The 20,835-nt window shown below is 52.6% G+C and carries 19 protein-coding genes; 1 reads left to right on the forward strand and 18 read right to left on the reverse strand.

Features of this window, described 5'->3' with window-relative positions:
* Nucleotides 1-198: 198 nt before the first annotated feature.
* The 18 genes from bioC to liaF all read right to left on the reverse strand — a co-directional run bounded on the left by bioC (nt 199) and on the right by liaF (nt 18,728).
* Nucleotides 199-1,023: a malonyl-ACP O-methyltransferase BioC gene (gene bioC, locus J2X61_RS00590; protein WP_310185039.1), complete on the reverse strand. Its 825-nt coding sequence runs from the start codon at nt 1,021-1,023 to the stop codon at nt 199-201.
* A complete protein-coding gene (locus J2X61_RS00595; protein WP_274466558.1) occupies nt 992-1,720 on the reverse strand; it encodes an alpha/beta fold hydrolase in 729 nt (242 codons plus the stop codon). Before J2X61_RS00595 ends, bioC begins: the two co-directional genes overlap by 32 nt.
* Nucleotides 1,717-2,892 carry an 8-amino-7-oxononanoate synthase gene (gene bioF, locus J2X61_RS00600; RefSeq protein ID WP_274467456.1) on the reverse strand — a complete coding sequence of 392 codons (1,176 nt, stop codon included), beginning with the start codon at nt 2,890-2,892 and terminating at the stop codon, nt 1,717-1,719. Before bioF ends, J2X61_RS00595 begins: the two co-directional genes overlap by 4 nt.
* Before the next feature lie 21 nt (nt 2,893-2,913).
* Nucleotides 2,914-3,909, reverse strand: coding sequence for a biotin synthase BioB (bioB, locus tag J2X61_RS00605; RefSeq protein WP_310185043.1), 996 nt, complete (start codon nt 3,907-3,909; stop codon nt 2,914-2,916).
* The gene (bioD, locus tag J2X61_RS00610) at nt 3,890-4,654 is read right to left on the reverse strand and encodes a dethiobiotin synthase (RefSeq protein ID WP_274466561.1); all 765 of its coding nucleotides are present in this window, start codon (nt 4,652-4,654) and stop codon (nt 3,890-3,892) included. The genes bioB and bioD overlap by 20 nt, the downstream gene beginning before the upstream one ends.
* A gap of 1 nt (nt 4,655) precedes the next feature.
* Complete coding sequence (bioA, locus tag J2X61_RS00615) at nt 4,656-6,014, reverse strand: adenosylmethionine--8-amino-7-oxononanoate transaminase (RefSeq protein WP_274466562.1); 1,359 nt, start codon at nt 6,012-6,014, stop codon at nt 4,656-4,658.
* A gap of 202 nt (nt 6,015-6,216) precedes the next feature.
* Complete coding sequence (locus tag J2X61_RS00620) at nt 6,217-6,768, reverse strand: NADPH-dependent FMN reductase (RefSeq protein WP_274466563.1); 552 nt, start codon at nt 6,766-6,768, stop codon at nt 6,217-6,219.
* A gap of 162 nt (nt 6,769-6,930) precedes the next feature.
* Nucleotides 6,931-8,355 (reverse strand): type I glutamate--ammonia ligase, encoded by a 1,425-nt coding sequence (gene glnA / locus J2X61_RS00625; protein ID WP_274466564.1) that lies wholly within the window; start codon nt 8,353-8,355, stop codon nt 6,931-6,933.
* Nucleotides 8,356-8,591: 236 nt separating this feature from the next.
* Nucleotides 8,592-9,635 (reverse strand): 3-deoxy-7-phosphoheptulonate synthase, encoded by a 1,044-nt coding sequence (aroF, locus tag J2X61_RS00630; RefSeq protein WP_274466565.1) that lies wholly within the window; start codon nt 9,633-9,635, stop codon nt 8,592-8,594.
* A gap of 129 nt (nt 9,636-9,764) precedes the next feature.
* Nucleotides 9,765-10,280, reverse strand: coding sequence for a DUF2062 domain-containing protein (locus J2X61_RS00635; protein ID WP_274466566.1), 516 nt, complete (start codon nt 10,278-10,280; stop codon nt 9,765-9,767).
* Nucleotides 10,281-10,339: 59 nt separating this feature from the next.
* Complete coding sequence (locus J2X61_RS00640; RefSeq protein WP_274466568.1) at nt 10,340-11,296, reverse strand: 4-hydroxy-3-methylbut-2-enyl diphosphate reductase; 957 nt, start codon at nt 11,294-11,296, stop codon at nt 10,340-10,342.
* A gap of 47 nt (nt 11,297-11,343) precedes the next feature.
* Nucleotides 11,344-12,810 carry a sensor histidine kinase gene (locus J2X61_RS00645; RefSeq protein WP_310185045.1) on the reverse strand — a complete coding sequence of 489 codons (1,467 nt, stop codon included), beginning with the start codon at nt 12,808-12,810 and terminating at the stop codon, nt 11,344-11,346.
* A gap of 1 nt (nt 12,811) precedes the next feature.
* A complete protein-coding gene (locus tag J2X61_RS00650) occupies nt 12,812-13,501 on the reverse strand; it encodes a response regulator transcription factor (protein ID WP_274466571.1) in 690 nt (229 codons plus the stop codon).
* Between the two features lie 151 nt (nt 13,502-13,652).
* On the reverse strand, nt 13,653-15,242 hold the full coding sequence (locus tag J2X61_RS00655; RefSeq protein WP_274466572.1) for a S1C family serine protease: 1,590 nt from the start codon (nt 15,240-15,242) through the stop codon (nt 13,653-13,655).
* A gap of 150 nt (nt 15,243-15,392) precedes the next feature.
* Nucleotides 15,393-15,806, reverse strand: a complete 414-nt coding sequence (locus J2X61_RS00660) for a YugN family protein (protein ID WP_274466574.1) — start codon at nt 15,804-15,806, stop codon at nt 15,393-15,395.
* A gap of 89 nt (nt 15,807-15,895) precedes the next feature.
* Entirely contained in the window at nt 15,896-16,543 is a 648-nt protein-coding gene (locus J2X61_RS00665) for a response regulator (protein ID WP_274466575.1), read from the reverse strand.
* Entirely contained in the window at nt 16,530-17,600 is a 1,071-nt protein-coding gene (locus J2X61_RS00670; protein WP_310185050.1) for a HAMP domain-containing sensor histidine kinase, read from the reverse strand. Before J2X61_RS00670 ends, J2X61_RS00665 begins: the two co-directional genes overlap by 14 nt.
* 9 nt (nt 17,601-17,609) lie before the next feature.
* Nucleotides 17,610-18,728 carry a cell wall-active antibiotics response protein LiaF gene (gene liaF, locus J2X61_RS00675; RefSeq protein WP_310185051.1) on the reverse strand — a complete coding sequence of 373 codons (1,119 nt, stop codon included), beginning with the start codon at nt 18,726-18,728 and terminating at the stop codon, nt 17,610-17,612.
* Nucleotides 18,729-18,998: 270 nt separating this feature from the next.
* Between liaF and J2X61_RS00680 the strand changes: the two genes are divergently transcribed.
* Nucleotides 18,999-20,285, forward strand: coding sequence for an ammonium transporter (locus tag J2X61_RS00680; RefSeq protein ID WP_274466578.1), 1,287 nt, complete (start codon nt 18,999-19,001; stop codon nt 20,283-20,285).
* Nucleotides 20,286-20,835: the final 550 nt, after the last annotated feature.

Here is a 20,835-nt window from a genome sequence, read left to right on the forward strand (position 1 = left end):
TCAGGTAACGGGTTACGTGCTCAGCCACGCTACGTCCACTATCCCGTCGGTTCAGGTGACGGGTTACGTGCTCTCGGTTCAGGCGACGAGGTTACGTGCCCAGCGGTTCGTCGTTTGCAGATCACACAGAGTGACGAGCACGCAGCCTTGTTCATGATCAACCCGCTATCCCGTGCATTCACGTGCTTTCCCCCCGCTCTAATCCCACTTTGCTCGCAGCGTTAAAAGCTCATAAGTCGCACCCACGCCCTCCTGTGTACTGAACTTGTTCGTGTACGCCTGGTACATCCCGGCAAACAAGCGGCGCGCGCTTACGCCAGGAACAGCCCTTGCTTCGGACGCGCTGGCCCCCAGTTCTTTGACGGCCAACAGGAAATCGCGCGGACTCGGATAGGTGGCGCGGTACATGCTTCGGCGCTCATGTACGGAGGTGAATCCGGCTTCCGCGAGCAGCTCGCACCACTCGGCACCGGACCGGAAAGCGAGTCCGTGCCTTTGCGGTCTCAGGTTCAGACTGCGATAAACTTCGTGAAAAGACGCATGCAGCTCATAAAATGTATCCGGCCCGAACGTCGAGAACGCGAGTTGGCCTCCCGGACGCAGCATCCGCCGCAGATGCCGCAGGGTCATCTTCGGATCTCTCAGCCACTGGAAGCAGGCGCTGGAGACGATCAAATCGAAGGAAGCCTCTTCGGCACAAGGGGACCAGCGCTCTACATCAGCTTGCAGGAATCGCACGCCTACGCCTGCCGCTTGCGCGGACTGGAGACGTCTCTGCGCTGCCTGAAGCATCCCGGGCGCGATGTCCAGAGCGGTAATCGCCGCTTGGGGCCACGCAGCCGCCAGCCGGCCCGTCAGATCGCCTGTCCCGCAGCCAACGTCCAGAATGACTGCCGGCTGGGCAACCTCATAAGGCAGCTCTTCCCCGAGCTGCATAGCCATAGTTCGCTGCACCGCGGCATGCCGGTCATAAGAACCTGCAGAGCTTCGGTCAAATTGACGCGCTATCGGACTGCTGTGCATGGAGCCATCTCCTCACTTCCTTCGCTATTTCTTCCTCTCTGTCCAAAAAAGGGGCATGCCCGCACTCGGGGATAGCGTACAGACAGGCATAGGGCAGCCGGGCTGCAAGCTCGGATACGCCGCCAAACGGGCAAATCCGGTCCGCCAAGCCGTGGAACAGCAGCACGGGGCACTGAATGTCCGGCAGCATCTGCCTAAGATCTTCGCTTCGCAAAAGCTCGAGTCCGGCATGCAGTGCCGGCAATGTCCAGCTGCCTGCAGGGGCTAGCCGCTTCTCCACCCCAGCCCTTCGCTCGGCATCCGTCAGAAGCTGCTTTCGAAAAGCCGTTTCGACCGCATACGCATCATAATCGAGCGCTCTTATCATCTGCCTGACTATCGAATCCGGCTGGCCGAGCGCTTGCTCATGCTTGGAACGGACGAAGCATGCCGTAGCCGCAAAAAGGATCAAACCGTCCGCCAAGCCTTGAGCCGCCAGCCGCAAGGCAAGCAGCGCGCCGAGCGACCATCCGCCGATAAGCAAGGGGCCGCCGCTTTCCTTAGCTGCCGCTTCAGCCCGCCGCAGCAATTCGTACGGCGTCTGTGCATCGCTCAGATCGACGGGCAAGTGGCGATACAGCGGCAGCCTTTCCTGCAGCCGGCTAAAGACCGCTGGCGTCATGCTCCACCCCGGGAGCCATAGAAGGGTCCCGCTCATGACGTCAGCACTCCTAGTTCAAGCCCGACCTCGCGAATGCGTTCGGCGGCATCCTGCAGATCCTTATCGGTGTGAGCGAAGGATAAGGTAAAGCGAATACGAGCCGTTCCTTCCGGCACCGTCGGGGGCCGAATGGCGACTGCTGCGATTCCCCGCTCCTCCAGCATGGCGCTGAAGCGCAGGGCGGTTTCGTTGCCGCCGACGACGACCGGCACAATCGGCGAGTCGCCTGAGCCGGCTTGGAACCCGGCCTTGCCCAGCATGGCGCGGAACCGGCGGGCTGCCGCTCGCAGCCTGGTCCGGCGCCCATGCTCCTGCCGCACAAGGGTCAGCGCTTGTGCGATCCCCGCCAGCACCGATGGCGGCAGCGCCGTGGAGTAGACGAGCGGCCGGGCTTGATTGACAAGGAAGTCAATCAGTGTCCGGCTCCCGCATATATAAGCGCCGTAAACGCCGAAAGCTTTGCTGAATGTTCCCAGATGAATGTCCACCATATCTTGAATGCCGAGCTCATGGCATAATCCCTCGCCATACCGGCCATACATCCCTCCGCTGTGCGCCTCATCCACCATCAGCATAGCGCCGTGCTCTTGCTTAAGAAGCGCCAGCCTCCGAAGGGGGGCCTGATCTCCGTCCATAGAAAAAATGCTGTCGGTCACGATCAGCTTTCTCCGCCGGTCACGATGCTCGAGCAGCAGCGCCGCCAAATGCTCCATATCATTGTGACGGTAGCGCACCAGCTTCGCCCGGCTGAGCCGAATACCGTCCACGATGCTGGCGTGGTTCAGCCGGTCGCTGAATACGGCATCGTCCCGGCCGACGACTGCCGGAATTACGCCGGTATTCGCCATGTAGCCATTCGCGAACACCAACGCAGCTTCTTTGTTCTGCCAGGCGGCGATAGCCCGCTCAAGCTCATCATAAGCCGGACGATTCCCTGTCACAAGCCGCGATGCTCCTGCACCCGCACCTTCTCTGTAAAGCGCAGCTTGCATCGCCGACACAATGGCCGGATGGCGCGAGAGCCCCAGATAATCGTTAGCGGATAAATTGAGGATCGGGGGAGAATGTTCCTCCCGCCTCAAATAGCCCGGATATTCCGGAACCGTGTGGCACGTGCGCAGCGAACGCAGCATCGCGGTCCCCTGCCGTGCAGCGAGTTCTTGTTCCATCCAAGTCAAGGTTCCACCTCCTCAGAGCGCATTAAGCTCGATCTCGAAGCCCAAATCTTCGATCATCCGATGATCCGCGCCGGCTTCTTGGCCTGCCGTAGTCAAGTAGTCGCCTACGAATAGCGAGTTAGCCGCATAAAGCGACAACGGCTGAAGCGCCCGCAAATTCACTTCCCGGCCGCCGGCCACGCGGATTTCCTTGGCCGGACATAGGAAGCGGAACAATGCCAGCACCTTAAGCGCCTTCATCGCCGGCGTTCTCCCTGCACGCTCGAGAGGCGTGCCCGGAATGGCATTCAAGAAATTAATCGGAATGGAGTCGCTGTCCAGGTCGCGCAGCGCATAGGCCATTTCCACGATTTCGCGATCGCTTTCCCCCATGCCGATAATCACACCGGAGCAGGGCGACATGCCGTAGGTCTTGACTTTTTCGACGGTCTCAAGGCGGTCGTTATAGCTATGCGTCGTCGTAATCGCGGCATAGTTCTCTTGGCTTGTATTAAGGTTGTGATTGTAGCGGTGAACGCCCGCTTCGGCTAGACGCCGTGCTTGTTCATCCTTCAGGAGCCCCAGGCACGCACAAATTTTGAGCGGCATCGTCGCGCGAATTTCTTTGACAGCATCGGCCACTTGCTCCAATTCTTTATCAGTCGGTCCTCTTCCGGCGGCAACGATACAATAGGTACCCGCTTTCCGTGCCAAAGCCTCCCGCGCTCCCGCAAGCAGCGTATCCTTGTCCAGCAAGGTGTACTTCCGGACTGGCGCCGTTGAGACGATCGATTGCGAGCAATAACCGCAGTCTTCGGGGCATAGCCCGCTTTTGGCGTTGATGATCATATTCAGCTTCACTTTTTTCCCGTAATGGTACCTTCTCACCTGGAAAGCCGCCTGCAGCAGCGGCAGCACTTCATCGTTATCAGCTTGAAGTACCGCCAATCCTTCTTCTATCGTCAAACGTTCACCTTCTAACGCTTTCCGAGCCAGTAGCTGCCAATCTTTAAATACCGTTGTCGTCATCCTGCGGCCCCTCCATAAATTTGGATTTGGATGTAAGCTTGAGCGCTTGTCGAACAGCCTCCAAGTCAATCGATTGCCGAACCGTATGTACCAAAATGTCCCTGCTGACATCAGGCCCCAGCCGTGGAAATCGGCCGATGATGCGCAAGCCGCCATACCGGGCGATCATCTCCGCATTCGTGGCGACGCTCGGATCGTCTTGAACGGTACCCGCGCCGTCATTCAGAATGACGCCTGCAACGGGAATGCCGTAATGCCGCAGGAAGGCTGCCGTCATCAGCGTATGGTTAATCGTGCCCAATCCGGACCGGGCTACGATGAGCGCCGGAACTTGCAGCTGCGCAATCAGGTCCGCCACGAGGGCGTCCTCCGTCAGCGGAACCGCAGCGCCGCCTGCACCTTCGATGAGCAGCGCTTCGCTGCGCGCCGCCAGCGGCTTGCCGGCGGCAATAAGCGCCTGCAGCGTCAGCGTCACCCCGGCGCGTCCTGCGGCGAGCAGCGGCGCAAGGGGCGCCTCGAACGTGTACGGCGCCACGGCTTCAGGCGGCTCCGGGATTCCCGCGAGCCGCACCAGCCGCTCGGCATCGGTGTTCCCGCTGCCCAGCAGCGCGCCTGATTGCACCGGCTTCCAAACGCCGGCCTGCCAGCCTTCCGCACGGAGCGCTGCCGCGATCGCCGCGGTGACCAGCGTCTTCCCCACGCCGGTGTCGGTCCCCGTTACGAATAGACCTCGCATGTTCTCCATCCTAAGCGCCGCTCCCTTCCGTAACGCTAACAATCGCTTCCGCCAAAATATCCGTCATCGCGTCTAGCTCCGATTCCGTGCTGGCCAGCGGCGGAATGAAGACGATCACATTGCCGAGCGGTCTGGTCAGCATGCCGAGCTCTCTCGCTTTCCGGCACGTTCGGACGCCGATTCGCTCCTCCCATGCATAAGGCTCGCCGGACTCTCGATCCCGCACAAGCTCGATACCGATCATTAGACCCTTCTGCCGAATATCGCCGACATGCGGTCTTTGTTTCAAGGCGGCGAGTTTATTTTCAACAAAGACGGATTTCGCTCGCACGCCCTCCAGAAGCGCTCGTTCCTCGAACAGCCTCAGACTGGCCAGCGCAACCGAGCATCCCAGAGGGTTACCCGTAAAGGAATGACCATGGAAAAATGTTTTCTGAGCCTCATAATCAGCATAGAACGCATCATAAACGTTATCGGAAGCCAGTGTCGCCGCCACAGGCAAATAGCCTCCGGTCAAACCTTTACCAACGACCATTAGATCCGGTGTTACGTTCTCCAGCTCGCACCCAAACATCGCCCCCGTGCGGCCGAAGCCCGTCGCAACTTCATCGGCGATCAGCAGCACGTCGTGCTTGCGGCATAGCTCCGCCATCTCGCGCAGGCAGCCTTCAGGCATGATCAGGATGCCGCTGGATCCCTGCACGATGGGCTCGACGATGAGCGCCGCAATCTCGTCCGCGCGAGCCTCCAGCAGCCCGCGCAAAGCATCGAGAGCCGCTTCCTTCGCCCCTTCCGCTCCGCCTTCATGGCGATAAGCGTGCGGATAGGGGATAACGTGCGACGGGAACAGCAGCGGCCTGAACACGTCATGATAAAGCGGTATGGCACCTACGCTGACCGCGCCAATCGTATCCCCGTGATACGCTCCGTTCATCGTTACAAACGTCTTTTTGCCGGTCGCTCCCTTGTTATGCCAGTATTGAAACGCCATTTTGATGGCGATCTCAACGCCAGTCGCTCCGGAATCCGAATAAAACACCTTATTTAAACCTTTCGGCGCTATGCCTGCCAGTTTCTCCGCAAGCTCGATAGCCGGTATATTGGCCATCCCCAGCAAGGTGGAATGCGCCACCCTCCCCAACTGATCGGTGATTGCTTGATTGAGCTCCGGCACATTGTGCCCATGCACATTCAGCCAGACGGATGAAAAACCGTCATAATAGGCCCGTCCATGCATATCATACAGCTTGACGCCCTCTCCGCGTTCAATGATGAGCGGGTCCTCGTTGTTGTAATCCTTCATCTGTGTGAAAGGATGCCATACGTGCGACTTATTCAGAGCGGCAAGCCGATCATAGTCCGTTGTCATGATGATCACCTCTTCTTAATTGTCAACTTATAAGTTGTTTTTATGGTTAACAATAGACCGAGGATAATTTTAGCAAATCACAGCACCATTGTAAACCAATTGTTCATCACTTTTGGTTAACAATATAAAAAGAACGATGCGAAGTATTCGCATCGCTCTTGTCTGTTTATGTTATAAAATAACTGCTGCTGTCGAAAATAAGTTATTGTCGAACACTCAGTAAACTTGTCAAATCGAGGAACGAGGAAACGACACGGCGAACGCGCAAATCGACATCAGGGTTGATATCGTCGAATGCCGCGCCTGGCTGGAAGCTTTTGCGCGCATCGCCGCCGATGGAGATCCATTCCGGGCTATTAACACCATGCAGGTTGCGCACGATCGTTTGCAGCTGCGTCAATGAGCTTACCGCAATAGCACCGCCTGAGGAGCTGACCGATAGAACGGCCTTGTTATGGAAATGGTCTTGTCCAAGATGATCGAGCGCATTTTTGAGCACGCCGGAAATTCCGCTATGATACTCTGGAGTCGCAAGTACAATGCCGTCCGCTTCGAGCATAGTCCGCTTCAGATGTTCCAGTGCTTCATGCCCTCCGTGTGCATTCTCCGGCGAATAGAAAGGAACGGGCGTTTGGTACAAATCAATCAATGTGGATACGTGCCCGTTCGCGTTAATCAAATGCTGAATGTAGGCAGCAAGTTTCGTACTTGTCGCTGCGCGGTGATTACTGCCGGCAAGAAGTGCTATTTTCATGAAAAATCTTCCTCTCTACGTTGATAATAAGGACATAATTGACTATTGCTTCCATTATACATCACTTTTATCATTTAAAAATAAAAAAAGCTGCTCCCGCCATAGCGATCTACGGCAGAAACAGCTTTATTCGTTATGAAGATAGATAGAAGTGCTAAAGAATTAGCAGTCGAAGTACAGGTTGTACTCGTGCGGGTGAATGCGGATTGCAACTTGTTTCGCTTCGCCGCGTTTCAATTCGATGTAGTTATCGATGAAATCTTGTGTGAATACGCCGCCTTCAGTCAAGAAGTCGGAATCAGCTGCAAGTGCATCAAGAGCTTCATCTAATGTACCAGGAACGCTGCGAATTTCAGCTTTCTCAGCATCGGACATTTCATAGATGTTAGTATCGAAAGGACCATATCCAAGAGCGCGCGGATCGATTTTCTTCTTAATACCGTCAAGACCAGCCATCAACATTGCTGCGAAAGCAAGGTATGGGTTAGCTGTGCTGTCCGGTGTACGGAATTCGATACGGCAGCCTTTTGGTGTAACAGCCGCGATTGGAATACGAACTGCTGCAGAACGGTTACCTTTGGAGAATACCAAGTTAACCGGTGCTTCGTAACCAGGAACCAAACGTTTGAAAGAGTTCGTACTTGGGTTTGTGATCGCAATCAACGCAGGAGCGTGGTACAAGATACCGCCGATGTAGTTGATAGCCAGTTCACTAAGGTTAGCATATCCGCCTTTTTCGTAGAACAAAGGGTTGCCTTCGTTGAAGATGGACATGTGAACGTGCATACCGCTACCATTGTCGCCAAACAGCGGCTTAGGCATGAATGTAGCAACTTTGCCATATTCTCTAGCTGTGTTAGCAACGATGTATTTGTATTTGAGCAGGTTGTCTGCTGTTTTAGTCAAAGTGTCAAAACGGAAGTTGATTTCAGCTTGACCAGCTGTTGCCACTTCGTGATGGTGACGCTCGATACGAAGACCCGCGTCAGCAAGTCTGTTACACATTTCGGAACGAATGTCTTGTTGGGAATCGATTGGAGCTACTGGAACGTAACCGCCTTTAACTGGAACTTTGTAAGCAAGGTTGCCGCCTTCTTCTTTACGGCCAGTGTTCCAGCCCGCTTCTTCGGAGTCAACTTCGAAGTAAGACTTGTTCATGCCATTCTCGAAACGAACATCATCGAAGATGAAGAATTCGGATTCCGGTGCGAAGAATGCTGTCGTACCAACGCCTGTTGTTTGAAGATATTCTTCCGCTTTTTGAGCGATGCTGCGCGGATCGCGGTCATAGCGTTCGCCTTCAGGTGTATGGATGTTGCTCATAATGATCAATGTTGGGTGAGCTGTGAAAGGATCTACATATGCAGTTTCCGTATCTGGCATCATTACCATGTCAGATTGTTCAATACCACGGAATCCTGGGATGGAGGAACCGTCAAAAGCTACGCCGTTTACGAATGTTTCTTCGTCTACTTCAGAAGCTGGCAAAGAAATATGCTGTGCTTTACCGGAAAGACCTACGAAACGAAAATCTACCCACTCAATGTTTTTTTCCTTGATAAGGTTCAACACGTTTTGAACTGACATTTAAAAAACCCTCCCATTTCCGTACATTCAACGTACTTTACATGATTAATGTTCAACTTTTTGTTGTTATCTTGCACATATTATATAGCGATTAAGCTTTCACAGTCAATACTTATGTCAGGTATTTTTTATCGATGTGTAAGATATGCTCACACTATTTCACATAGTTTTCTTATATACAAAATAAGGAAGCGTGTTTCTTCTATAGAAGAAACACGCTTCCTTGAACATATGAATTAGGCCAGAATAGCTTCTTTGTGGGTATCGAATTTTTTGCCTAGCAGCGGCGCAAGCTTCTCCAGATCAACGAGCAAGTTCGCGAATTGGTCAGGGAATAGCGATTGTACGCCATCTCCCGTCATCGAATTGTCCGGATCCGTATGCATCTCGATGATCAATCCGTCCGCTCCGGCTGCAACGGAAGCTTTGGTCATTGGGACGACAAGCTCTCTGCGTCCTGTGCCATGACTCGGATCGGAGATGACCGGCAGGTGGCTCAGCTGTTTCAATACCGGAATCGCCGATAAATCGAGCGTATTGCGCGTGTAAGTCTCGAATGTTCGGATTCCGCGCTCACACAGCATAACGTTCGGGTTACCGCCGGCAAGAATGTACTCCGCCGCATTCAGGAATTCGTCGTAAGTAGCGCTGAAACCGCGCTTCAACAGGACAGGCGTCTGAATCGTGCCCAGCTTGCGCAGCAGATCGAAGTTTTGCATGTTGCGTGTACCTACTTGGAGAATGTCCGCATACTCGGCGCACACATCTACGTATTCCGGCGTCATCACTTCGGTGATGGTCAGAAGTCCGTGCTTCTTGCCGGCTTCCGCCATCATGATTAAGCCTTCGACGCCAACGCCTTGGAAGCTGTAAGGTCCGGTTCTCGGTTTGAACGCGCCGCCGCGCAATACTTGGCCTCCGGCCGCTTTCACCAGACGAGCGATTTCATCGATCTGCTCAGGGGATTCGACCGCACAAGGTCCGCCCATGACAACAAGCTGCTCGCCGCCGATTTCAACGCCTTTGATATTAATAACTGTATCTGCCGGATGGAAATCACGGCTTGCTAGTTTGTATGATTTGGAAATTTTCACGACTTGTTCGACTCCTGACATTTGGCGCAGTTGTTCTGCTAATTTGGGATCCGCTTGACCGATAATTCCGATAACTGTACGGTCTTCACCTTTGGATACGTGAGCTTGCACACCTTGCTTCTCTATAAACTGTACGATTTCTTGAATACGCTCATCAGACGTTTTGTTGGAAGTAATGGCGATCATAATATACACGCTCCTTAATATATGGGTCATTTCACTTAAACACTTCAACGCTTGTTCGCTTCTACGCTTTTAATCACTAAAGTAAATATACAACGCTTGACGAAGATTCGTCAAGCGTTAATTTATTTGCTATTCTTCCATCTTGGATGGCGCGAGTTGATCTTTGCGTAGTCTGCGTTTCTCCTTGCGGCGATTCGTATGATACTGAAGCACGAGCACGACGGGGAAATAAGCGATAAGACCAAGTATGGCTCCAACCACCATGCCACCCACTATCAAATCCAAACCGCTGCGAATTATATTGGAGAGAATGTGCGGCAGATGATGAATCAGATACACCTTGACATGCTTAGGGACTAACCAATCCCCGACCTGCTTATTGAGGATCGACAGCGGGAGATAGATCACCTTCCCGAACACGAACCCAATCAATGCGGCAGGCAAATTAGCTCTCAACAAATACACCAATGGAAAAATAAGAACGAATGCAAACCCAGCTGTCGGTAGTGTAAACATTTCTATCGCTAAGCCAATCGAAAAGCCCCTTGCAACTTTGGATGGCCCGCCTTTGGCACGTAGTAGAAGCAAATACTTATACCTGAACCAGCGTTTAGTGCTTTTCCAATCGTAGCGAGTTTTCATCATTTTCACCTTCTGAGTGCTCTGCATGCTGGTCACGATCCCGCCCTGTGGATTAATAAGAATCACTCACTGCTGGCTGATTTGGATTTAACGGCCGGTATGAGCTTTTTCATATTGATACTACGTATAATAGCCCAAGTGGTTTCATCTTTCGGATCATATTGCTCAAGGTAAGATATGACTTCTTTGGTAATCGGTGTCGGCGTGGAAGCGCCCGAAGTGACACCGACCTTCCGGACATGCTTCAACCATTCCCGATTCAGTTCCGTAATATCCGCAATTCGATACGCTCTAACGCCTGCAATTTCCTCTGAAACCTGCGCCAGACGATTGGAGTTATTGCTCTTAGGATCGCCGACCACGATGACGAGATCAGCTTCCTTCGCTTGCTCGGCCACCGCTTCCTGGCGCACCTGTGTCGCCAAGCAGATTTCATTATGAATTTCCGCTTTGGGGAACAGCTCCAACAGACGGTTCATGATATGTCGGATGTCCCATTGACTCATTGTCGTTTGGTTCGTAATAATGATGCGGTCAGCCCGTACTTGCAGCCGGTCGGCTTCTTCAAGCTTCTCGATCAAATGAACTTTGTCAGGAGCGACACCCATGGCGCCTTCCGGCTCCGGATGCCCCTTCTTCCCAATATAGATCACTTCGTAGCCGTCCGCTACTTTCTCGCGAATTAAATCGTGCGTCTTCGTTACGTCCGGGCAGGTCGCATCCACGACAGTAAGGCCCTTGTCTCTGGCCCGGCGCCGAACCTCAGGCGAAACGCCGTGCGCGGTGAAGATGACGGTCCCTTCTTCAATCTGCTCCAAAATCTCAAGCCGGTTCTCGCCATCCAGCGTGATGACGCCTTCCTCCTTGAAGAAATCCGTGACGTGTGCATTATGCACAATCATGCCTAATATATATATAGGTCTGGGAAGATTTAAATTTTTGGCTGTTTGCATCGCCAATGCCATCGCATCAACGACACCATAGCAATAGCCTCTTGGAGATATTCGAACGACTTCCATGACTTCCACCTGCCTAAGCAATCTATTTTCTTATTCATTATAGCTGATTACACAGGTAGAGGAAAGTTAGCCGGAAGCCAGATCATAAATGTAGTGCCTTCATCCTTGCGCGTCGTCACTTCCACGGATCCGCCGTGTTCGTCAATAATCCATTTGGCAATCGATAATCCCAAGCCGGTCCCTGATGTAACCCCTCTGGATAAGTCCGCCCGATAGAATCTGTCGAAAATGTGCGGAACATCCTCTTTATCCATGCCGATCCCCGTATCCGCAATCTGAATGCCGACGAAATTATTCGTCCTTGATGCTTGCAGCGACACCGTTCCTGACGGCGTATACTTGAATGCGTTCTCGATGAAAATAAACAGCAGCTGCTGCAAATAGTCGCGATTGCCCTCCACGATGGCATGCTCCAGCGCATCCAGATCGCCTACCTGCCAATCGGCTGTATGATCCAGCAGCTGCGCCCTCCGCGCTACCTCTTGAACGAGCGGCAGCATCTCGACCGGACTTTTCTCCATCACGACGCCGGCATCCGCTCTGGCCAGCGCCAGCAAATCGTTGACAAGCCTGCTCATGCGCTGCGCTTCACCGGCGATATCATGCATCGCTTCCAGCGACATCTGCATCTGCTCGGGTGTCGCCAGCTCCGTCCCGGCCGTCTTCTTCCACATCTTCTCGAGCAGATCGACATTGCCGCGGATCGTCGTCAGCGGCGTTCTCAGCTCATGCGAAGCGTCGGAAACGAATCTCCGCTGGGCACGGTACGCTTCATCCAGCTCCAAGTACGTAATCTGGATACGCGAGAGCATCCCGTTAATCGTCTCGGTTAGACGGCCGATTTCGTCCAGCGGCCCTTCATATTCGATCCGCTTCTCCAGATCGTCTCCGCTGCCGATTTGGTTCGCGGCGTCGATAACGCGCTCGATCGGCTGAAGCGCCTTGCGCGATAAGAACCAGCCCAGCGACGCGGCAACGATGATCGTCAGCAGCGCCCAGATCATGAGAATATATTTGAGCGTAACCGCCGTCTTCTCATAGCTGCCAATAGGTACGGCCGCTTGAAGAACGCCAATCAGGTTATGCTGGTCATAGATGCCTTGATAGTAGATGAGGAAATCCTGCCCTAACACTTTCGTCTTTTGAAAGAAGCCGTCATCGTCTCCCATTAATTTATCGAGATTCGATTTCTCAAGCGGAAGGATGACATCATAAAATTCCAAGTTAGCCGAGCGGTTATAACTCTTAAGTTTAACATTATATAATTGCAGGAACGTATTGGTTGAATAGAAGTCTCTGCTCTCCAGCTCCAATTCCACTACGAGCCCCTTCTGTGAAAGGGCAAGGCTTTTTTGAATACGCGAGAACGTATTCCCCGCCTCTCTTTGCACGTCCTGACGAATCTGATCATACAAGAAATAATTCAAGAAAAAATACAGCACGATACCGAACAGCAGCATCGTCAGCGCCAATACCCCCGAATACCAGAGTGTCAGCCGCAAGCGAAGCGACATATCAATTTTCTCCTCTCAGTACGTAACCCGCTCCCCGGACGGTTTGAATCAACCGCTTATGGCCGTATTCTTCCGTCTTTTGACGGAGCAGCGCGATATAAACCTCGAGCACATTGGATTCTCCGCTGTAATCGTAGCCCCATATTTTCTCCATAATAATATCGCGCGACAGGACACGTTTCGGATTCTGCATGAACAAATGCAGCAAATCGAATTCCTTGGTTGTCAACTCAATCAATTTATCGCCGCGGAACACCTCGCGGGTATCCAAGTCCAGCGTCGTATCCTCGAAGATCAACCGGTTCGTCGGCTGCTCGGTACGTTCGGTTCTGCGGCGCAGCAGCACACGCACTCTGGCGAGGAGCTCTTCCAGTGCGAACGGTTTAACCAAGTAATCGTCTGCCCCCAGGTCCAGGCCTTTGACACGGTCGCTGATTTCATCTTTGGCCGTCAGCATCAAGATCGGCACCTCGCTTCCGCTTTCGCGAATGCGGCGAACGACCTCCCATCCGTCGATCTGCGGCATCATGACATCCAGGATGAGCAGGTTGGGCTCGGATTTCAGCATTTGCTTCAGTCCCTCTGCCCCGTTGCTGGCCGTTTCTACGGAATATCCTTCGAATGCCAAGCCGCGCCGCAGCATGGATGTAATTTTCTCATCGTCATCGATCACCATAATGTTTTCTCTCATCGGTATGCCCCCTTCGTTCCTTTCCTTCCATTGTATTCAAATTGCGCGATCCAAGCAAAAAAAGAAGCGGAGCCTGCAAGCTTACGGCCGCGGGTCTCCACTTCCTTTTTTATCCGTACTAACCTTTGTCTATATCTAAGATGTCGATTGTTTATTGAGCCGGAGTTTCAGCCAGTGTGTTTTTGTCGCCGACGGTTACAGGCACTTCCATGCGCTTCCCGTCGCGAATGAGACCCAAGGTTACTTTATCGCCGACTTTCGTTGCTTGAACCTTGGTGATGAGCTCCTGCGAGTTTTTGATCTTCGTGCCGTTGATATCCACGATGACGTCATATTGGCGCAGACCTGCTTGGAACGCCGGGCTCTTCCGTTGAACGCTGCCTACTAAAGCTCCATCCGTGTTGGACAGTTTCAATTCGCTGACCCAATCTTTGCCGATATCCTGCAAGCCTACACCGAGATATGGAACAGGCTCTTTCGGAATTTCAACGTTGTTTTTCAAGTTATCCAGCACAGAGGAGATCGTGCTAGTCGGAATAGCGAACCCGATGCCTTGCGCCTGCGAGCTAACCGCCGTATTGATGCCGATCACTTCACCATTCAAGTTCAGCAGCGGTCCGCCAGAGTTACCCGGGTTAATGGAAGCATCCGTTTGCAGCAAATGTTTGTACTCGCGAGTCCCTTTGGAATCCGGGATGGAGATCGGACGTTCCTTCGCGCTGAGCACTCCTACCGTTACCGTGTGGTCGAAGCCGTACGGGTTCCCGATGGCTACAACCCAGTCGCCGACGTTCACATCTTCCGCTTTACCTAGTGGAAGAATCGGGAAGTCTTTGTCGCCTTCAATTTTGAGCACGGCCAGATCGAGATCGTAGCTGTTGCCCAGCAGCTTCGCTTTGAACGGCTTGTCGTAGCCTTCAACTGTGATTTGAACTTCATCCGCACCGTCAACCACGTGCTCGTTCGTTAGAATATATCCCGTCTTCTCGAAGATGAAGCCGGTTCCCATTCCTGCCGGCTGAAGCTCACCGTTGGAGGAATCCTGCTGGTTGCTCTTCGGAACCGTACCGCCATTGTCACCGAAGAACTGACGGAAGAACGGATCATCGAAGAGGGAATTGCCGCCGCGTGAAGTCTGCTTAGGCTTCACCAGCGCCTCGACCTTCACGATCGCCGGTCCGGCATTCTGGGCGATAGCGGAAATGTTGCCGGGGCGAACGACGTCAAGTGCAACATTCTTCACATCGCCATTGTCGCTGGAGCTCTTCGCTGTCGCAGTCGCCGTAGAGCTGGACGCCAGCGGCTGATTGCCCGTGAACAGGTTCATCTTGTCAGCGCTGAACATCAGGCCGCCTACGACTAGCGCGCCTGCCAGGAAGGCCGCGAATACGCTTTTCACGGAGGTGCGTCTTCTGGATTGCGGGTCCCAGTGCCCTCCGCCTTGGGAGGAACCGTTATCCGGTCCGAAGCTGAACGGACGCAGGTTCTTCGGCGGCGTAACTTCTACACTGGATGTGCCTTCCGTTCCGGAGGCGGAAGTGACCAAGGCTTCCTGCTCGTGGTTGTCGTTGAAAGCCGATTTGTACGGCCCGTAAGAGTAATAGTAGGAAGGTCTCTCTTTGTTCGGATCGTGCTGATCTCCCTGACCTACTTCCCTGCGGTTCATTGCATCATTGTCGTTCTCGCTATTGTTATTCTGCGACTTGAAGAAATCGCTGTAGTCTTTTTTGTTGTCGTCCATAGTCTTTCTTACCTCCACCGTCTAATAATTGTTATGATGTGCATTTCATTGTCAGTTGAATGATGTCTTGCTGTCTATGGTTCTATCATGCACTCACAACCTTAAACGAATATTAAAAATCAATAAAATGGAGGTAAAAAAAGGACTGTGCTAGTGGATCCAGGCTTGTTCGACCTTCTTGAGCAGTCCGGCCGCTTCCTTCACCCATTTGTCTTCCACCTGGGCATCCGGATCCAACGGGGCTTGAAACTGGTCGACCATGGCGCCGTATGTTTCCGCTTCCGCCTCATGATCCAGCCCTTCATTATAGACATGCTTCAGGACGAAAGGCGTACCGACCTCGACAATCGCATCCGTCGCCTCCGTATCGCCCTCGATTCGCCCGGTCACGACCTGGAAAGGAATTCGCAGCCATACCTTATGCGCTTCATCCAAATACCGGTCGAAATATCCGTGATCGTAATCCCAGTTTCCACCCAATGTAAATTCGAACTCATGCAGGTGGTCTCTCACACTGTCGAAAGATTCTTTGACCTGCTCCAATGATGAAGATATTGTTTTCATGCCGACACTCCTTAAGCGCTTCTTTTAATTGTCTTACGCATAGAATGTGCCAAAATGTAGTTTTTATGTGCCAATGCTGCCTGCGAAATTCAAACCCATCCTTTGCGGTGAGCGAAAATAGCAAGCTGTGTGCGGTCATCCAATTCGCACTTCATCAGAAGGTTGCTGACATGCGTTTTGACCGTCTTGATACTGATGAAGAGCTCCTCGGAGATCTCCTTGTTGCTCTTGCCTTCGGCGATGAGCAGCAGCACTTCCTTCTCTCTGGAAGTTAAGCCTTCTTCCTCCGGCATGACACTGCGTTGTCTGACGCCACGGGTCAGTGCGAGCGACACTTCCGAGTTCATGACCGGCATGCCGCGGTAAGCGCTCTGGATCGCATGAATCAGCTGGTCGGAGGAAACGGTCTTCAGCATGTAGCTGATCGCGCCGGATTCTACCGCTTCGAGCACCTTGCTTTCTTCAAGGAAACTCGTCAGCATAATGATGCGGACCTGCGGAAATTTACCGCTTATTAATTTCGTGGCGCCAATGCCATCGAGCACCGGCATCGTCAGATCCATCAGAATGACGTCCGGAAGCTTCTGTGCTAATTCACCGTTCAACTTATCGAACGCCTCTTGACCGTTGCTTGCCTCCCCGACAACTTGCATATCCGGTTCCATCGAAATATACGTCCGAAGTCCTACCCGTACCATATCATGATCATCCACAATCATTACTTTAATGCTGCTCATTCTTCTTCCCCGCTTTCTCCCCATGGTCGGCGCCCGACGTTCCCGTGAAACGCGGAATGCGAACACGTACTCGTGTGCCGGCTCCTAGTTTACTATCGATTTCAACATCTCCGCCGAGCTTCTGCGCCCGCTCTCTCATCGTCGACAACCCGTGCGAAGCGGAAGGAATGTCGCTGCGCTCGAAGCCTTGACCGTCATCCTGCAATTGCAGGACATACTGGTGTTCTCTTTCATAGATCGCTAGCCGTACGCCTTTGGCTGAAGCATGCTTCACAACATTGGCGAGACCTTCCTGAACAATGAGAAAAAACTGATGCTCGATCGCTTCGGAGATCGTATCGTGCAGCGAAACATCAAGCTGGCCCTGCAGCTCGTGCGTCCGGCAGTATTCCGGAAACCACTTCTCCAGGGCTTCTTGCAAGCTCATGTCGTTCAACTCGATCGGGCGAAGCTGCGAAATCAGTCCACGCATCTGCTTCTGGGCATGATGAGACATTTGAATCAATTGATTCATAACGGTTGGCGCTGCATCCGGATTTCTCTCCAGAATCTTCGGCAGCGACGATGCCGACATATGAATGGCGAACAGCTCTTGGGAGACGGTATCATGCAAATCCCGCGCAAGCCGGCGCCTCTCCTCCATCACGGCGCTCTCCGTGAGCTCCTGATCGCGCATCGCTTCGGCCTCGCCCAATTTCTGCAGAAGTTGGACGCGCTCTTCGACCGATTCGGCCATTTGATTGAAAGCATCATACAAATACATGAACGGTTCAACGGGTTCGATATCCACCCTGCTGGAGAAATTCCCTTTGGATAATTCGAGCATGGCTACGTGAAGTTCATCAACCTTGCGCTGCCATCTTTTGGTCGCCACATATCCGACGGTTAAGCAGACCGCCAAAATGGCAATGAGGAACCACATCCGGAACTCCCATGAGGCAAGCTCCTGCGTATAATATTCCAGCACGATGAAGATACTGGAAACCGTAATTAAACTCGATATCAGAAAGTAATTCAGCAGCTGCCACTTCATATTGAACATTCGCAATTTGTACATGCTTCATCCTTACCCTATCTTTTTAATAGTAATGTCGCCAATAAACATGCTCGTGGTCACAACAATCTTCCGCTCCGCTTCTTCGTAATGCGACGTTTGCGTTCTCACGCTGCGCAGAAATCCGCTCTCGCGGCGGTCAAGCACTTTCATATCGCCGATGAAAGAACTCGCCATGACGCGGACCTCGACATCCAGATCGTTCGGGATAAAAATTTTCACATCGCCGATAAAAGCCGTTACATGGATCGTCGTCTCTCCTAGCGGTATGGAAGCGCGGGTAAGATCAATGACGGAATCGCCGATGAAGTGGGAGATTTGAACGGGCTTCAGCTCCCACGCTTCCTGGCCGAGATGCACATCGCCGATGAAACCGTGACGGTGGAGCACATCGCCGTTATCGAAGTTCCGGACGAACTCGTCATACCGGTGTCCATGGCGGTGAAGATCATGTGTCTTCGGCTGATCTGCGGACTTGACCGGGGAGTTGGACTTGGTTCCGGACTCCGTTCCCAGCCACTCCTCGGCGTACTTATGGTGGAATTCACCATGGATGTCCTTCAGGACCTCTTTCTCTTCATCGCTTAGCGTATGCTTCGCTTCATTTCCCGAGAAATGATCGGTTGTCTCTTTCTCCGTATGGTCTGAAGGCTTCTTCGGCTCATGCCAGTTGGAAGCGTCCCACGGGTTACGGTGCTGCTCATGCTGCCGTCTTCTTGCTTCCCGTCTCTCTCTTCTCGCCTGATCTCTGGCTTCCCGCATCGCCGTCCAATCCGGCGACTCCCGGCGTGCCGGACGGAAAATCACATTCAAGCCAACCAGTATCAGCGCGACAGGTGCCAATATTTTGAACATGTCCCCAATGGACCGGTCGGTCAAATTTAAATTTTTCAGCAAAAAGATCGTCCCGGCTCCACAAATAAGCAAGCTCCATATCGAGCCTCCCCAATGATACTTTCGCTGCCATATGAACCCCACCAGCCCGTAAAAAATAAGTATGACAGGCCAATACGTGGAAAGGATATAAGCAAGATCAACATGAATGAACCCTAATTGGTTAAGTAAAAAAAGGATACCTGCCGTGACGAGGACAAGCCCCCAAATCATGCGCTGAAACAGATGCGGATTCATACTTTCTTCCTCCATTTGTGTAGATCGTCGTTAAGCTACTTCTAGTCTATAAGATACGAACGGGAATGAAAAGAGACGAAGGATTGAAGCGCACCTCGGTCTGGAGACTGAGTTTTCAATAGAAATTAGACAATACCTAACACGGAAATGGTAAAAACGAACAATTGAGTCGTTATGTCATATATTCTTACGCATTTCGTTGACATGTTTATCATCAGACCCGTATAATTGTTCCATTAGAACGCTATCATTATAAGGAGAAATGATGCCATGGATCAAATCCAACAGCTTTCCAGCGGTCTAGATACCATCTGGGTGGTTTTGACAGCTGCGATGATTCTATTGATGGAAGGGGGCTTCGCCTTACTTGAGGCAGGCTTTGTCAGACAGAAGAATGCGGTAAGCATCATTATGAAAGTGTTTGTTGATATCGCTTTCGGAGCACTCATTTTTTATTTTATCGGTTTCGCCCTTATGTACGGCAAGGATGCGGGCGGATTCATCGGGACATCGGGTTTCTTCATGGGAGGAGATTTGTCGCATATCGTGCTCAACATCTCACATGAGACTTACTGGTTGTTCCAATGCGCCTTCGTCATCGCGGTGATCTCCATCGTTTCGGGAGCCGTTGCAGAGCGAATCAATTTCCGTGCTTACATTCTATACACCATTGCTATGACAGGCTTGATCTACCCGATCGCGGGCCATTGGGTATGGGCGGTTGGCGGTTGGCTCGGAAAGCTTGGGATGGTCGATTTCGCCGGTTCGGCCGTCATTCACGCCCTTGGCGGCTTCTCCGCACTTGCGGCGGCCATTATTATCGGTCCGCGTATCGGCAAATTTTCGAAGAACGGCTCGGCCAATATCGTTCCGCCGTCCAATCTTCCGCTTGCTTCCGTAGGCGCCTTCATCCTTTGGTTCGGCTGGTTCGGCTTCAATTCAGGAAGCACGCTCAGCGCCACCAATACGTCGATCGGCCACATCGCCGTCACGACGATGCTGGCCGCAGCAGCGGGAAGCGCAACGTGCATCCTGTTCACGATGCTGCGCTACCGCAAGGCGGACCCGCCGATGGTGATCAACGGCGCGTTGGCCGGGCTGGTCGGCATCACCGCCGGCTGCGCCTTTGTCAGTGACGCCGCCGCCATTCTGATCGGCGCCGTCTGCGGCATCGCCATGGTCTATGCAACGGAAATGCTGGAAGCCAAACAAATCGACGATCCTGTCGGCGCTTTTCCCGTCCATGGCATTAGCGGAAGCATCGGCACGCTGGCAGTCGGGTTGTTCGCCCAACCCGATTCGATCCGCGAGGGAACGGCCGGTTTATTTTATGGCGGCGGCTTCGGGCTGCTCGGTGTTCAGGCGTTGGGTCTTGTGACGGTTTGTATTTGGGGCTTCGCTCTCACTTGGGGCGCTATGAAGCTGATCGGGCTTATTACGCCGCTACGTGTGAGCCGTGACGAGGAGCTCGTCGGCTTGGATGTGGGGAGCCACGGGGTTCCGGCGTACAGCCAGGAGGACGGATTTCTCGATTTGGAGCAATTGAAGCGAGGGTAATTGGTTGAAGGTGCGGTTCCTTTTGTGAACTGCACCTTTTTTTTGTGTGCGCGGGGGTGCAAAAGCGATTGTATTTGTATTCGAATAATCATACACAATTCGGCTCTTTGCCGCTTCTTCCGATGATTCTATTCGAATAATCATACACATTCGGCTATTAGCCGCTTCTTCCGATGATTCTATTCGAATAATCATACACAATTCGGCTCTTTGCCGCTTCTTCCGATGATTCTATTCGAATAATCATACACATTCAGCGCTTAGCCGCCTCTTTCGGTGATTCTATTCGAATAATCATACACATTCGGCTATTAGCCGCTTCTCCCGGTGATTCTATCCGAATAATCATACACATTTCGGCTGCGGCTCCTCTTCCAGAAGCACGTAACTTGAATTAAGTCATTCCAGTTATTCTTACAGTAATAGAGCTAGGTAGCGGAATAACGGGAGTTTTCCCATATATCGATGGAGGGGGCAGAGAGGCGGACGAGCGAAGGGGATCAACCTACTTTCGACGTAAACAAGCTAGCTCAGAGAGCGAACCTTACCC

Source organism: Bacillus sp. 3255 (assembly GCF_031456485.1).
GTDB lineage: Bacteria > Bacillota > Bacilli > Paenibacillales > NBRC-103111 > Paenibacillus_E.

Excerpts from the sequence above, each read along its gene's own strand:
- J2X61_RS00660 (WP_274466574.1), bottom strand. The coding sequence starts at position 15,806 with ATGAAAACAATATCTTCATCATTGGAGCAGGTCAAAGAATCTTTCGAC.
- J2X61_RS00655 (WP_274466572.1), bottom strand. The coding sequence starts at position 15,242 with ATGGACGACAACAAAAAAGACTACAGCGATTTCTTCAAGTCGCAGAAT.
- J2X61_RS00635 (WP_274466566.1), bottom strand. The coding sequence starts at position 10,280 with ATGATGAAAACTCGCTACGATTGGAAAAGCACTAAACGCTGGTTCAGG.
- bioF (WP_274467456.1), bottom strand. The coding sequence starts at position 2,892 with ATGGAACAAGAACTCGCTGCACGGCAGGGGACCGCGATGCTGCGTTCG.
- bioC (WP_310185039.1), bottom strand. The coding sequence starts at position 1,023 with ATGCACAGCAGTCCGATAGCGCGTCAATTTGACCGAAGCTCTGCAGGT.
- aroF (WP_274466565.1), bottom strand. The coding sequence starts at position 9,635 with ATGATCGCCATTACTTCCAACAAAACGTCTGATGAGCGTATTCAAGAA.
- J2X61_RS00645 (WP_310185045.1), bottom strand. The coding sequence starts at position 12,810 with ATGTCGCTTCGCTTGCGGCTGACACTCTGGTATTCGGGGGTATTGGCG.
- bioD (WP_274466561.1), bottom strand. The coding sequence starts at position 4,654 with ATGGAGAACATGCGAGGTCTATTCGTAACGGGGACCGACACCGGCGTG.
- glnA (WP_274466564.1), bottom strand. The coding sequence starts at position 8,355 with ATGTCAGTTCAAAACGTGTTGAACCTTATCAAGGAAAAAAACATTGAG.
- J2X61_RS00680 (WP_274466578.1), top strand. The coding sequence starts at position 18,999 with ATGGATCAAATCCAACAGCTTTCCAGCGGTCTAGATACCATCTGGGTG.
- bioB (WP_310185043.1), bottom strand. The coding sequence starts at position 3,909 with ATGACGACAACGGTATTTAAAGATTGGCAGCTACTGGCTCGGAAAGCG.
- bioA (WP_274466562.1), bottom strand. The coding sequence starts at position 6,014 with ATGACAACGGACTATGATCGGCTTGCCGCTCTGAATAAGTCGCACGTA.
- J2X61_RS00650 (WP_274466571.1), bottom strand. The coding sequence starts at position 13,501 with ATGAGAGAAAACATTATGGTGATCGATGACGATGAGAAAATTACATCC.
- J2X61_RS00665 (WP_274466575.1), bottom strand. The coding sequence starts at position 16,543 with ATGAGCAGCATTAAAGTAATGATTGTGGATGATCATGATATGGTACGG.
- J2X61_RS00620 (WP_274466563.1), bottom strand. The coding sequence starts at position 6,768 with ATGAAAATAGCACTTCTTGCCGGCAGTAATCACCGCGCAGCGACAAGT.
- J2X61_RS00640 (WP_274466568.1), bottom strand. The coding sequence starts at position 11,296 with ATGGAAGTCGTTCGAATATCTCCAAGAGGCTATTGCTATGGTGTCGTT.
- J2X61_RS00595 (WP_274466558.1), bottom strand. The coding sequence starts at position 1,720 with ATGAGCGGGACCCTTCTATGGCTCCCGGGGTGGAGCATGACGCCAGCG.
- liaF (WP_310185051.1), bottom strand. The coding sequence starts at position 18,728 with ATGAATCCGCATCTGTTTCAGCGCATGATTTGGGGGCTTGTCCTCGTC.
- J2X61_RS00670 (WP_310185050.1), bottom strand. The coding sequence starts at position 17,600 with ATGTACAAATTGCGAATGTTCAATATGAAGTGGCAGCTGCTGAATTAC.